The sequence below is a fragment of the Maribacter antarcticus DSM 21422 genome, from assembly GCF_000621125.1.
In the GTDB taxonomy this organism is placed as follows: domain Bacteria; phylum Bacteroidota; class Bacteroidia; order Flavobacteriales; family Flavobacteriaceae; genus Maribacter; species Maribacter antarcticus.
The window spans coordinates 116410-130468 of sequence record NZ_JHZC01000006.1 but is presented as its reverse complement, the minus strand read 5'-3'; the positions used below and the strand labels follow the sequence as shown (position 1 = coordinate 130468).

The window sequence follows — 14059 nt, the reverse complement described above, 5'->3', positions numbered from 1 at the left end:
TTTAAATAGTTTTCAAATAATATGAAATAACTACTAAAATTTTTTCAAAATCTTCAACTTTATCTAAATTAAGTTTTCTTAGATTATGTTCAAATTCGTTAGCTATTTTATAACTTTTATCTAAGCTTAATATACTAATTTTATGTTTAAGGCAATGAACATTCTCTGCTATTTTTTTATAGTCCTTATTTTTTAAACTTTTATAATACTCTTCTTTTTCTTCAATAAACTCGTTTTTTATAACATTTATAAGCCTTTCCCTTATAGATTCATCTCCGCTTGCCAGCTCTTCTACATATTCTAAGTTAGGCTTTTCCATGACTATTTTTTTAATGTAAAATAAAAAGTTGTTCCTATTTTTGGTTTAGATTCTATCCAAATTTCACCTTGATATAAATAAACTATTTTTTTTACAATGGAAAGCCCAATACCTGATGATTCTTTATTTGCTTTTAATGAATGGAAAAGTTTAAAAATTTTATCCACATAAACTTTTTCAATTCCAATTCCATTGTCTTTTACTGAAAATTGATAAAATGATTTATTTTCTAAAACGTCTATTTGAACAATGCCTTTTTTCTTATCATTAAATTTAATAGCATTACTAATTAAATTTTGAAAAAGTTGTTGGAATTTAATTTTATCACCTCTTACTGAAGGTAATTTATTAAGTACTCGAACTGTTATGTTTTCTGGAATAAAAATAATTTTTTGTACGTTTTCTAAAACAATATTTAAATTTACATCTCGTTTTTCTGAAGCAGTCCCATCGATACTAGAATAAAAAAGAATATCTGAAATTAATTGTTCCATCTTTTCTAAAGTGTCTTCAATTAAATCAAAATTCTGAAGCGTAGATTCATCAAATAAACCTTCGTTATCCATTTTAATCCAAGAAACCAATGCATCAATACTTCTTAAAGGAGATTTTAAATCATGAGAGACTATATGGGCATATTCATTTAATTCATTATTACTTTTTTCCAATTTCACAAGTAACTGTTGATTCCGATGTTCCACTTTTTTATGTTCCCTTATGCTTATTGCAGTTCTTAATTTTATAGCGGCTAAGCTGGCAATACTCTCTAATGTTTTAATATGCTCCTCTGTGTAATGATTTTTGTCCTTATGCTCAGAATCAATAATTCCAATTACGATACCGTTACTCACAATAGGCACTGTTATTTCAGAAAAACGCCTTTCATCATCCTTTACGTAACGGTCGTCTTTAGACGTGTCGTTTATGAGTTCGGATTTCCCCGATTTTGCAACACTACCGACAATTCCAGTTCCTTTTTGAATAAACAACTTATTAATAATTGTATTGTCATCATTTAATTTAGACCCATAAACTGCTATCTGTTCTGTAGTTTCTTTTTCGTGATCTACCAAATAAATAACGCAATCGTCACTGTCTAAATACGCTGCAATATTATTTACAATTTCCCAGGCAATCTCAACAATATCTGTTTTACCTAATATTGATTTGGTAAGATTATTTATTAAATCGATTATAAGGGTTTTTTCTCTATTTGAGGTAATATCTTCAATGAACGTTACTTGGTGCTTTATATTTCCATCTTTATCCCTTACAACATTCACATTAGTCTTTGTCCAAATAACAGAACCGTCTTTCTTTTTATACCTTTTTGTGAAAGTAAAATTATCAATTTCGTTTGCAGTAATCTGTTCTATATATAGTTTAAAAGAGTGAGAATCTTCGGCAAAGGATAAATCCCTTATTGCAAATGTATTTAATTCTGTCTCAGAAAATCCAAGCATATATTGAAGTGCAGCGTTGGTTCTTATAATCCGACCATGCCGAGTTAAAGCTATACCTATTGAAGAATTATTTACAATAGTATCTAACTCTTCCTTTTTTTCTTGGATTAATTGCGCATTTTTTCTGGCCTCTGTAACATCTAAATAAATTTCAATAAAACCAATAGAATTTCCTTTAATATTATAGTTAGGTGCGCCACTCACTAACAAATTTCTAATAGCACCAGACTTATTTTTTATTTTAAATTCGTAGGAGTTAGATTCACTTTTATTCAGTTTATCCTTTTCTGTTTTGGTAGAATCAGCATCGTATACCGGTTCAAATACTTCTTTAGCTTTTTTACCTAAAAGTTCTTTTTGGGAGTAACCAGACATTTGAAGAAAACTTTGATTGACAAATAAAATCTCATCATACGTATTTAACTCTACTAATCCAAGATTCATATTCGCAATAATATTGCTATAATTTTCTTTTTGGACTTCTAGACTCTCTCTGTATTTTTTTCTTAATGTTATATCTTTATAAGTCCAGAGATTCCCTTTGTATTGCTCTCCTTTTAAAATAGGAATAAAGTCTCGTTCTAAGATTTTTCCATCGACCATACTTAATTCATCTCCTAAAACTTGTTGTTTTATTTCTAAGATGCTTGTCACTCTAGAGGTAAATTCTTCTGGGTGTTTGAATAGGCTTTTACTATCATTTGCAGCAGAAGAACAGTCTTCTCCTTTTAATAAATTTGGCGAAATAGGTATATTGAACAGCTCACAAAATTTATTATTTACTAGGATTATTTTTCTATTTTCATCTTCTAGCAATACGGCACTTTCTAAATTTTTAATAACAGATGACAACCTGTTTTCTGATTCAATCAATAAATCTTCCGCTTTTTTTTCAGAGGTGATATCTCTAATAATTCCTTGTGCTCCGGTGGGCTTATTTTCCTTGTCAACAATTACGTTTCCGTTAATTTGAACCCACTTTACTCGTTTATCTTTACTTAATATTCTTGTCCTATAATTAGTGAATACACCTTTTTCCTTTAAAATATTAAATGACCTAATTCCATATTCTAAATCTTCGGGATATATTAAATTAGAAACATTACATTTTTCTTTTTCAATATTATATCCAAAAAAGTCAGTGGCAATGTCATTCATTTTTACAATATTGCCGAACATATCTATTAGAATGTAACCATCATTAATATTTTCGAAAACTCCTTCTAATTGAGAAGATTTTTGCTCTAAAAGATTCTCTAGCGCTAAATTTGTTTTTTTAAGTTCCTCTGAAAGGTATAAATCATTATGTTTATTTTCCGCTATTTTTTCAGCCGCTATTCTTGCTGCTTTTTCTCTTTTTAAATTTCTTTGTAGTAGGTCTATTTTATCTTGGTTCATTAATGTTGTTTAATCATGAATTTTACTACTGAACCCCTTTTTTTATTTTTTTTCAAAAATAATTACTGCGTTATTTTAAACTGCTCAAGCATTTTATTTATTAATCCAAGTCCAAAATGATGCACGGCTCCAATTGATTTAAAACGAATAAACCCCCTATTTTTATTCAATAATAAAGGTCAGTAATTCTGTGTTAGAATAAATTTATATGCTTCTAGGTACGTTTGCCCCACAATAAAGGCAATTACTTTAATATAACCTTTGTCTGTTGCTAAATGCCCTAGGCACCTATATTCTAAACTCTATTTTTATTCAACTTAATTTAAGAACTTATTCAATACTATGCCTTTAAATCTTAATATTTTATAATTCATTTATACACCAATAAGATAAAACTACATCTATTTTTTTAACATAATCTTTATATTTTAAAGGCTTTAAAATATAGCCAGCAATACCAATCCTATAGCATTCTTCTCTATCTTTTTGAAAATCTGATGTTGTTAAAATGACTATTGGAATATGTCTTAAATCATCGTTGCTTTTAAAGGCTGATAAAAATTCTATCCCACTAATTTTTGGCATGTTTAAATCCAATAAAATAATATCTGGAAAATACTCTTTTTGTTCTAAAATTATAAACGCTTCATCTGCAGATTTAACTGCGGTTATTTTATGATTTAATTTTAATGATAAAATGGTTCTTTCCATTTTTATTACTTCTATAGCATTATCTTCAATCAATAAAATATTTAATTTTTTTTTCAAAATTTCTAAAATTATTTTAGTTAATATGAAATTAATTTATTTTTTAAAAATCAAGTATTAAGTCTTTTGAATAATAGGTTTTCTACATACGATATGCATTTAAGTGTCGACAAATGGATTAATAGTGTATTGTCTTATTAGCGTCTCTTGAAATAGTTACGTAAAAAAATGGACGTACTATTATTTAACCAGACATAAAGTTAAGAGCATCTTGACTATTTAAATTATATTTATAAAACATCGAGAGAAAAAAGAAAGTACACCGTAGCTTTTAAGTAAAATGATGTAGAACTTGCTTACGCATCTAGTTAAGTTCTAGAAATATGTAAAGAGCTGGGTGCACCAACATCCGTATTGAGCCTTTGGCGAAGGGAATCGGGAACATATGACTAGAACAGTTTTTCTGGCGAGGGGAATCCTAACTTACAGATGAGCAACGTAAAATAGCCGAGTGGAAGAAAAGGGTAAGGAATGCCGAATTAGAGCGCGACATCCAAAAAAATGTAAAAACCATCTTCTCCTAGGGAGACTGGAGAAATATAGGTTTGTAAAACCCCATAAATTTAAATTTCCAGCTTCAGAAGATGTGCAAAATGTTCAAGATAAGTAAAAGTGGGTGTTACAATTAGTTAGGACGGGGTCCATCCGAAAGAGGTCATAACCACGGCTATCCGTGATATTTTCGAAGGTAGCTTTGGAGGTTATGGCGCTCCTAGAGTTAAAGCGGAATTGTTAAAAAGAGGTCCTCGTGTCTCAAGACCCAGGGTAGTTAGGATAATGAGGGTCAATAATCTGTTTTCTAGAAGGAAACGTAAATTCAAGATTACTACAAACAGCAAACACAACTACCCCATAGCATCCAATAGCCTTAACCAGGACTTTAAGGTTTTTGGGGACAACCAGGTCTTGGTATCGGAGATCACCTATATGCAAACCAAACAGGGTTGGATGTTTTTAACTGTTATTATTGATTTGTTCAGTAGAAAAGTCGTTGGCTGGTCTATGAGCGATAATGTAACAACACAGGATACCATTATTGCTGCATGGCATATGGCTATAAAATCTAATGTAATTACAGAACAATTTATTTTTAACTCAGATAGAGCATCTCCATATGCTAGTTATAAATTTACCAATAGTCTAAAAAGCGATAATGGATTGGTAAAACAAAGTAGGAGCAGAAAAGGTACCTGTTGGGATAATACTGAAGCTAAATCATTCTTTAATAGTTTGAAAGTAGAAAGGGTATATAAACACAATTACAGCCTTAAATCTGAAGCAGAGCTATCTGTTTTTCAATGAATCGAAACATGGTATAAGAGACGAAGAATACACTCCACTTTGGGGTATAAAACTATTAAAGAATTTGAACTAGAAATGTATAATCAAAATGTAGCAGCATAACTCTTGTCTAATTTTTCATTTTTTTGTTACAAGTCCAATCCAAAAGCGATTTCTTAACACGGCCATCTATTTAAACTAAATGATAGTTTACTGACTGACAAATCTTCACAACAGGCTAAACATCTAAAAGGATTGAATCACCTTTTTTATCAAAAAATTGTAATTATTATCCATTTAAAACCACTTTTATTATTAGTAACTAAAACAACTGTATTTTTACACCAGAATAAATGTGTTTCAATGAATTTATTGGATGTTTCTCCTATACTTAGTTCAATACTCGGACTACTCTTGGGTATTTTCATACTATCAAGAAAATCAGGCCTGGGCAATGATAAAAAAATAAGGCTGGTATTGAGTGCATTGGTATTTTTATATGCCTATACGTCATTCGATTATTATTTATCGCTCAAACTTGATATAAACAGTCTTTATTCGGGTGGTTCTTACCTATTATACCATGTTATTGGTCCCCTATTCTACTATTTTATTGCATTATTTACAAAAACAGCGGTTAATCTTAAAAAGTGGGTTTTACTATTAATAGTATATACCCTTATCCGTTGGTCTCTTTTTCTACCTATATTGGAGTATGACACTGTTAACGAAATAATTGCATCTGCTGGTGACTATGGTGTTTGGTTTTGGATAGAATTAGAATATCTTGTATCCACTATCATAAACATTCTTTTATTGGTCTTGGGGTATATAAAACTGCAAAGAGCACCGCTTTTTCTAGTTTTAGATAGATCAGAACAGCTAAATTATCAGTGGATCAAAATATTGATACTGTTATTTATTGTGTTACAATTCGCAAGTGGGTTCAATACGGTTCTAAACACTGATAGTATTGAGGCCCTTGAATTCTATATGAAGATTGAAACGTTTTTGTTATCCATTTTCTTCTTTATTTTCGCATATTCGATTATGTATTTACCTGTTTTTGCTTTTACAGGTTCTTTTGATGATTTACCGCAAGCAACAAAGAAAAAGTATGCAAAGTCATCCCTTTCTGACTCTTTTAATCTGTTCAAACAAATTGAAGAAAGCGTTAGAAAAGAACAGCTGTTTCTTGATTTCGATATTAAGCTAAACACCCTCGCAGACAAACTCAATAATTCTGTACATCATATATCACAAGCCATAAATGAAAATACCCAAATGAGCTTTCCTGATTATATCAATCAATATAGAATTGAAGTTGCGAAAACGAAGCTTCTTGAACTTAGGCCCGATACAATTTATTCAATTTCTTTAGATGTAGGCTTTAACAGTAAAGCTGCTTTCTATACGGCGTTCAAAAAAAATACACAAATGACTCCCACCGAATTTAAAAAACTTCACAACGCTGATGATTAGCGTAAACATCTGATTACCAATTTATAACAGTTAAAAAAAGTGTCTTCCCGATAAATGAAGACACTTTTTTTTGTTTGGTATTATAGGGAAGAGCGCTTAAATGCCCATCCCAAAATACATTTGTCCCATAAATATAAATCATTTATAATAATTTAAAAAAGAAAAATTATGATTGCATTAAAAACTACTACTCTGATATTATCATTAATATTGGTCGGAACCTTTACAAGCAGTGCACAGTCAAATGACAGCTCCAATTTAGAATTCGGGATTAAAGCTGGGGTGAATCTCTCGAATCTAAACAATGCCGACGGAAAGCGTAAAATAAGTCCCTTAGCCGGAATTTTTGCGGAATACAGATTTACTGAAAAAGTATCGATTCGTTCGGAAGCTATGTTTTCCGTTCAGGGAGCTAAGAAAAAAGGAAGCTTTGAAACGGTAAAGTTAAACTATGTAAACCTTCTCCCTGCACTTGTAAAATTTTATCCAGTTGAGAAAATAAGTATTGAGGCAGGTCCTTATGTTGGACTTCTTTTAAGCAAAAAAGACAATAACCCATCTACATTGGATTATCAAAAAATGGATTTTGGTGCAGTCTTGGGTCTGGGGTATCGCCTTGTCGACAATGTAGAAATAGGGTTACGCTATTCTTATGGTGTGTTAGATATTACTAAAACTCCCGGGAAAATTAAAAATAGAACCTTCCAATTGGCACTTTCTTACAACTTTTAAAAGTTAGGCTAACAAAGTCAAAACGCAATACTTGAGCGGCCTCTAAGCCGATAATTACACTCCTTAAATCTAACACCAAAATACCTGTATTATATGTTCGAAAGTAAACAACGAATCCAAGGGTATGATGTTGCCAGTGCTTTGGCCTTATTCATTATGGTCATCGTCAACTTTGATTTGGGTCTGGCAAGGCTAAATGATGATGGGTTATTGTCCAAGGTGTTAGATCAGTTGCAAGGCAAAGGAGCCGCTCTTTTTATTGTATTGGCTGGTGTTGGAATTTCCTTGTTGGTCAAGACAAATTTATTTTATTACGATAAAATAAAGTTATGGGAAAAACAAAGAATAGTACTAAAACAGGGCGCGTTTTTATTTGTGTTGGGATTGATGTACCTGCCTTTATGGCCTACTGATATTCTACATTATTACGGTTTTTTTATTTCTATCGGTGCCTTATTGATTTCAATACGTTCGAAAAGTCTATGGATACTCGTAGTTATTTTAATCGCTGTTTATCCACTTATTCTGAGTTATGTGGACTTGGGAACTGGCTGGAATTGGAACATTAAACAGTACAATAGTTTTTGGACCTTCAATGGTTTTCTCCAGAATTTACTAGTGAATAGTTTTTATCCTGTGGTGCCTTGGGTCGCTTTCGTACTAGCAGGTATATGGCTCGGAAGACAAAATATAACAAATAAAAATAACAGAAACCTAATCCTATTATTATCCATAACCATATTTTTCTTGGTTCAGATGAGTTCCTTTAGGCTTGGTTACATCGCTCTGCACTATACTAATATGCCGGCCGAAGATATACTGGCTATCTGGGGAACAGAATCATTCCCACCGATGCCACTATTTATGATTTCAGGTATAAGCTGGTCTTTTACAATAATCCTACTATGCGTCTGGATTACTGAAAAAATGAATACTAGAGACGGATTATCAATTCTAGCGAAAACGGGTCAAATGGTATTTACGCACTACATACTACATGTTGTTGTGGGCATATTAGGTGTATACCTGCTTTTTGGTAAAAACAACTTAAGTACAGAGGTTGCTTTTCTGTATGCCATAGATTTCTGTATCGTTTCTATAATCTTCTCTATGTTATGGAGCCTGAGGTTTACAAAAGGCCCTATATCAATGTTAATGGGATTAATAAGCAAATCAAAAATTACTAAAACAGGTTACAATGAAAATGATAAAAAATTATAAGGAATTAAAGAATAGTATTAAGACAGTAAGCATAACAAGCCTATTAATAATCGCTGTCAGTAGCAATATATTTGGACAGGAAGACATGACAAATATGCTATTCGATACATGGTATTTAGATACCTATAAAATCGAAAGTAAGGAGTATCCGCCCAACAAAAATGAAAAAGGAGATTACATCTTTTTTAAGGAAGACATGACTTTTATTTCAAAATCAGAAGGTAAAGAAGAAGAAGGAACTTACACCCTAAATACAAACGGTGCTTATGTTGTAATGAGCGATAAAAATGGTAAAAATATAAAAGCCTATATCATCTCAATTTCAAAGAAATCCTTAATACTCAAGTATGATATTAGTGAAATTAGTGACGTCGAAGTACAGTACAATAAACCTATTTAATAAATAAATGATGATGAAAAAAATAATAAATATTTTAGCTGTGTTTTTTAGTTGTGCTATCTGTTTTTCACAGACAACTATAGATTTAAAAAAAGTTCCATTCGAGATTAAGAATCAGAATTTTTATGTAGACAACGTAATAGATGATCGTCAAGAGCTACACCTTGGTGTTATAGAAGATAATTCTAATCAGAAAGTAAAACTACGTTTTGAGAATGGTACTGCAACAACAATCAAATACTTTATGGATGCTGCTCTGCCTAAAACAGGTGACAGAGTTCCGATTACTTTAAGGATTAATAATTTAAAAATTGAAGAAGCACAAACAAGTATCGATAAGAGAACAGCAAGGGTTTATATTGAACTGTATTTCTATGCAGCAAACGGAGAAGAACTTTATAACGTAGTTCATTATGAAGATCAGGTTTTTCCAGTTTCTAATTTAACGGAAATCTACGAAACCCACGAACAAAGAATCCGAGCGGTATTAGAATATTGCTTACGGAGCTTCATCAATGCACAAAAAGCAAATACTACCAATATTTTGACAAAAGATGGAATACTAGATAATGCGAGTTCCACTACGGAAGCATCCACTTTTGAAACCTATGTTCCTTTAGGGAAGTGGTTCAATATGCTAACATTTAAAAGAATGACGGATAAATATAATGAGGGTTGGAACGTTTCCTATACTGGATTTTCAGATAATGAAAAAGACCTTATTATTCCTTTTGTAATAGGGTATGGTCAATCTAGAGCTAAATCAAATGTAGTACAAGAGCGTGGGTATAGTTCTGCTGATTCGTATGCCTTAGGTTTAGGATTCAATGGCTATCTCAAAATAACACCTGGTGTTTATCTCGATATTGGTCTAAATGTACCTATCGGAATGGAAGTATTAAGAGATTTAGAAGACAAAAAATCTACTAATTTTTTAATAGGTCTTCGTACGAACCAAGGAGTGAAAATAATTCCTTGGAAAGATTTTGGAATTGTAATTGGAGCTGGTCTCTTTCAACAATGGCAGACGTCTAAAGTAATCAATAGAAATATTGGATTTGTATTGGAATTAGGAATTAATTTTTAAGTGCATTTTATTTCGGAACGCGCAAGCCATAATTGCACAACTAAAATTAAAATATTTATAAAATGAGTTTCACAAGATTAATATCCTTATTTGAAGGATCTCAAATAATGACCTTCATTACTTATTTTTTTATTTTCAATATTAGCCTAATTTTGATTGAAACAGTAACAGATTTAATTACCGCAAAAAAAAGAAGATGGAAAGATACAGGTGCTAATTTTTTAATTTTTATAATGAATCAGGTTCTAGAAAAAACAGTTGTCGGTTCCATTGGCGTTATTTGTTTAATGCCATTTCATTTGCTTACTCCACTCTCTATACCTCTAAACTTACTGACTTGGGTACTCGCATTTTTTGCTGCAGACCTAACGTATTATTGGATGCATAGAATAGAGCACGAACAAAGAATTTTATGGGCTTTGCATAGTGTGCATCATTCTTCTAAAGATTATAATTTAAGTATTTCATTTAGACTGAGCATTTTGGAGGGCTTGATAGAATGGGCTTTTTTAATTCCAATGATACTCATAGGTTTTAGTCCTTTTCAAGCTATAGTAGGACTTATCCTAGTCGCGCAATTTCAAACATGGATACATACAGAACGTATTGGAAAACTAGGTTGGCTAGACAAAATTTTTAATACACCGTCGGTACATCGTGTACATCACGGATCAAATAAAAAATACCTAGATAAAAATTATGGTGGATTTTTGATTATTTGGGATCGAGTATTTGGAACCTATCAAAAGGAAGAGGAAAAAGTTATTTATGGGTTAACCAAAGATATAAATACCAACAACCCAATGTTAATTAATTTCATAGAATTTAAAAGCATACGAAAAGATCTAAAAAAGTGTAAATCGTGGAAAGATCGATTTAAGATAATCTTTGGAAATTTATCATGGAGACCAGATTATTTCAAAGAATAATCGAATAATGTGGGATAATAGATTACTATTTTTTGAAACTAAAAAAACCTAATGAAACAAAGAATAATAGGAATAGATGTAGCACGAGCATTGGCAGTTATCGGAATGATTATCGTCAATTTCAAAGTTATATTTGGCGAAAATGGACAATCTTGGGTAAAATCGTTCGCTAGTATTTTTGATGGAAAAGCTGCCGCTACTTTCGTAGTTTTAGCTGGTGTTGGTCTTGCTTTAATGACAAATTCTGCCATTAAAAATGACGATCAAGCCAAATTAAAAAATGTTCGGATTAGAATTATGAAAAGAGCCGTATTTCTATTCTTTGTTGGTATTTCATACATCACAATTTGGCCAGCAGATATTCTACATTTTTATGGTATTTATATGGTAATCATAATGGTACTATTAACGTGTAAAGAAAGAACAATCTTAATTTCAGGTATCTCCATAATTATAGCATATCCAATTATAATAACATTTTTGAATTACGAGACCGGTTGGGATTTTGACACCTTAGACTATCAAGATTTTTGGACATTTAAAGGTTTTATGAGAAATCTTTTCTTTAATGGTTTTCATCCAGTAATGCCGTGGACTGCATTTATGCTCTTTGGTTATTGGTTCGGAAAACAGGATTTACACAACGACAAATTCGTGAAAAAAATATTCTGGATAAGTTCCATCATTTTTATTTCTATTCAAGTTGTGTCCTATGTGTCCATCTTACTATTATCAGAAGGAAACCAAGAGGCTGCTTTGGAACTAACTGAGATTTTGGGAACAAACCCAATGCCGCCTCTACCTATGTATATGATCAATGGTATTTCGATTTCTTTTGCACTAATTTCAGCATGTATACGAATTGCAAAAAAATTTGAAAGTAGTTTTATCATTGATGCCTTAAACAAAATGGGCCAATTAGCATTGACCTTTTACGTAGCACACGTTATTGTTGGAATGGGAATTATTGAAGTAATAAACCCTTCTAAAATAGGAGATTATTCAATTGAATTTTCAGTTGGTTATGCAATCGTATTTAGTTTACTATGTATTGTATTTGCAGTTATTTGGAAAAAATATTACAACTCTGGACCCTTAGAATGGATACTGAGAAAGCTAACGGATTAAATAACGAGTTGTATAAATATGAAAATTATATCCCTAAAAACAGCCCTAACAGTAATTTCTGCAGTTTTATATATAAACAACATCCTATTAGAAGGTATAATGACCAAATGTTCATTACACCTTTGTTACCTGCAAGCTGTAAAAAAATAAACTTAATGTAAAAATCAATAAACCTATTAAATCCAATCTAAAATGTTAAAAAACAAAACTAAAATACTGGTAATACTTTTATTATTTACAATAACTGTAAAAGCCCAGTTTTCACAATGTACTGATTGCGCTGATTTTAATGAATTTAAATACTCACTTTGTTCCATAATAAAAGCACCGCTAAATTATGACCCCAACAACAATGAAACTATTGATTTGTTCGTTAGGAAATTTCCATCTGTAAAAGAAAGGCAAGGATCTATTTGGTTAATTCCAGGAGGTCCAGGAGAATCTGGAGCAAGTTTATATCCCTTAATAGCTCAATTTTCAAAACTATTTCCTCATTTAGATATTTTAGTTCCAGATCATAGAGGAACCGGACTTTCAAGTAAAGTATGTCCTAAAGAAGAAGCGATGGACTCTCCAGATGGGATTTCACTAGCTAATAATGAATGGGGGTCTTGTTATAATCAAATGTACAGTAATCAAACTTACGTGCAGGCATTCTCTATTACGAATGCAGCAAAAGACCTTAATTTGTTAATCAATAATTTTAGTGGAGAAGGGAAACGTTATATCTACGGTGTATCCTATGGAACACAATTAGTACTGCGGCTACTTCAATTAAATTCAACAAAACTAGATGGTGTAATATTAGATTCACTTGTTCCATTACAAGATGATGATGATTATGATTTAAGTCATAGATCAATTGTTACTGATAATATTGGACATTCTGTATTAGCACGTTTTGACAAATTAGAATCTAATGATGCTGTCTCTTTAGTTTCTCAATTGCAAAACATCATTCAGCAATCTAAAACCAATCCAGATTTTGCTAAAAATTTACCAAAGCAAGATTTGTCTATTCTTTTTGGAATGATGCTGGATTTTCCAAAAGTGCGTAACAAAATACCAGAAATCATAAAGGCTTTATCTATAGAAAACTATATACCCCTAAACGATGCAATCAAAAAAATCACAGAATTTTACAGTGATTATGGAGCGAAATACACATCATCATCGAGCTCTATACCACTGACCCAAGTAATTACATCTTCTGAAAACAATTTAAGACCAGAGATGAAAAAGAGTGAGGTTATCACAGAATCAGAAAATCTATTATTTGCAAGTCCGCTACCAAATTTAATAGCCGAGAACTCAATGCCTACTTATAAACGAGATATATATTTTGGAAAAACACCTGAGAATATGCCGCCAACTTTAATTATACACGGAACCTTAGACCCTAAAACTCATATTTCTGGTGCCATTCGTAATTTTGAGCAACTATCAAAAAATAATCTTGTAACTTTTATAAAGGTCACAGATGCACCACATTTTATAGCTCTTTTTGCCCCAGATAGTTTTGCATCAGTTGTTTCCAAATTTAAGAGAGGACATCCTATAAAAAATAAAACAATAAGTGATAAAAACACATCATTGAAATAGAAAATCGCCATCTAACTTAGTGGCTTCAAAAACCAGCAGGTAACAAAGAAGTATAAGAATAATAAGGGTCAAATGTCAAACCGAAAGTTAGTGCACACTAACAAAGTCCGTCAAATTGACAATTTGACAGTTTAAAGAAAATTATAAATTTGTCTCAGTGCTAAACTGAAAAATAAGTGAGTTTTAAACCCTGGCTATTGTTATACTAGGCGTTCTATACAACTTCGATTGTAACAAATTAAACTTTTG

General features: G+C 31.4%; 11 protein-coding genes and 1 pseudogene. 9 read left to right on the top strand and 3 right to left on the bottom strand.

Translation table 11 applies throughout. The annotated features are described in order from the left end of the window. Position 1 precedes the first annotated feature (1 nt). The 3 genes from Q360_RS0105725 to Q360_RS0105715 form a co-directional block, all read right to left on the bottom strand. On the bottom strand, positions 2-319 hold the full coding sequence (locus tag Q360_RS0105725) for a hypothetical protein (protein ID WP_027076242.1): 318 nt from the start codon (positions 317-319) through the stop codon (positions 2-4). A gap of 2 nt (positions 320-321) precedes the next feature. Next, a complete protein-coding gene (locus tag Q360_RS0105720; protein ID WP_027076241.1) occupies positions 322-3180 on the bottom strand; it encodes a PAS domain S-box protein in 2859 nt (952 codons plus the stop codon). 363 nt (positions 3181-3543) lie between these two features. Beyond that, the gene (locus Q360_RS0105715; protein WP_027076240.1) at positions 3544-3948 is read right to left on the bottom strand and encodes a response regulator; all 405 of its coding nucleotides are present in this window, start codon (positions 3946-3948) and stop codon (positions 3544-3546) included. Positions 3949-4176: 228 nt separating this feature from the next. Here Q360_RS0105715 and Q360_RS25095 point away from each other — a divergent pair. From Q360_RS25095 to Q360_RS22370, 9 genes and pseudogenes are all read left to right on the top strand, one after another. Continuing rightward, a pseudogene (locus tag Q360_RS25095) lies at positions 4177-5352 on the top strand (IS3 family transposase). Positions 5353-5592: 240 nt separating this feature from the next. Continuing rightward, complete coding sequence (locus tag Q360_RS0105705) at positions 5593-6711, top strand: helix-turn-helix domain-containing protein (RefSeq protein WP_027076239.1); 1119 nt, start codon at positions 5593-5595, stop codon at positions 6709-6711. Between the two features lie 168 nt (positions 6712-6879). Beyond that, positions 6880-7443 carry a porin family protein gene (locus Q360_RS22385; RefSeq protein WP_051554582.1) on the top strand — a complete coding sequence of 188 codons (564 nt, stop codon included), beginning with the start codon at positions 6880-6882 and terminating at the stop codon, positions 7441-7443. Positions 7444-7536: 93 nt separating this feature from the next. After that, positions 7537-8664, top strand: coding sequence for a DUF418 domain-containing protein (locus tag Q360_RS0105690; protein WP_027076238.1), 1128 nt, complete (start codon positions 7537-7539; stop codon positions 8662-8664). Continuing rightward, a complete protein-coding gene (locus Q360_RS0105685; RefSeq protein ID WP_036195259.1) occupies positions 8648-9064 on the top strand; it encodes a lipocalin-like domain-containing protein in 417 nt (138 codons plus the stop codon). The genes Q360_RS0105690 and Q360_RS0105685 overlap by 17 nt, the downstream gene beginning before the upstream one ends. 13 nt (positions 9065-9077) lie before the next feature. Further along, positions 9078-10151 (top strand): hypothetical protein, encoded by a 1074-nt coding sequence (locus Q360_RS24465; protein WP_027076236.1) that lies wholly within the window; start codon positions 9078-9080, stop codon positions 10149-10151. Positions 10152-10303: 152 nt separating this feature from the next. Next, the gene (locus Q360_RS22375) at positions 10304-11080 is read left to right on the top strand and encodes a sterol desaturase family protein (protein ID WP_211251577.1); all 777 of its coding nucleotides are present in this window, start codon (positions 10304-10306) and stop codon (positions 11078-11080) included. A 51-nt stretch (positions 11081-11131) separates the two neighbouring features. Then, positions 11132-12208, top strand: a complete 1077-nt coding sequence (locus Q360_RS0105670) for a DUF418 domain-containing protein (protein WP_027076235.1) — start codon at positions 11132-11134, stop codon at positions 12206-12208. Positions 12209-12400: 192 nt separating this feature from the next. Beyond that, positions 12401-13810 (top strand): alpha/beta fold hydrolase, encoded by a 1410-nt coding sequence (locus tag Q360_RS22370; RefSeq protein WP_051554581.1) that lies wholly within the window; start codon positions 12401-12403, stop codon positions 13808-13810. Positions 13811-14059: the final 249 nt, after the last annotated feature.

What these genes read in the sequence shown, in the direction of transcription:
- Q360_RS0105725 (WP_027076242.1), bottom strand. Translation starts at nt 319, where the DNA reads ATGGAAAAGCCTAACTTAGAATATGTAGAAGAGCTGGCAAGCGGAGAT.
- Q360_RS0105670 (WP_027076235.1), top strand. Translation starts at nt 11,132, where the DNA reads ATGAAACAAAGAATAATAGGAATAGATGTAGCACGAGCATTGGCAGTT.
- Q360_RS24465 (WP_027076236.1), top strand. Translation starts at nt 9,078, where the DNA reads ATGAAAAAAATAATAAATATTTTAGCTGTGTTTTTTAGTTGTGCTATC.
- Q360_RS0105685 (WP_036195259.1), top strand. Translation starts at nt 8,648, where the DNA reads ATGATAAAAAATTATAAGGAATTAAAGAATAGTATTAAGACAGTAAGC.
- Q360_RS0105705 (WP_027076239.1), top strand. Translation starts at nt 5,593, where the DNA reads ATGAATTTATTGGATGTTTCTCCTATACTTAGTTCAATACTCGGACTA.
- Q360_RS0105690 (WP_027076238.1), top strand. Translation starts at nt 7,537, where the DNA reads ATGTTCGAAAGTAAACAACGAATCCAAGGGTATGATGTTGCCAGTGCT.
- Q360_RS22385 (WP_051554582.1), top strand. Translation starts at nt 6,880, where the DNA reads ATGATTGCATTAAAAACTACTACTCTGATATTATCATTAATATTGGTC.
- Q360_RS0105720 (WP_027076241.1), bottom strand. Translation starts at nt 3,180, where the DNA reads ATGAACCAAGATAAAATAGACCTACTACAAAGAAATTTAAAAAGAGAA.
- Q360_RS22370 (WP_051554581.1), top strand. Translation starts at nt 12,401, where the DNA reads ATGTTAAAAAACAAAACTAAAATACTGGTAATACTTTTATTATTTACA.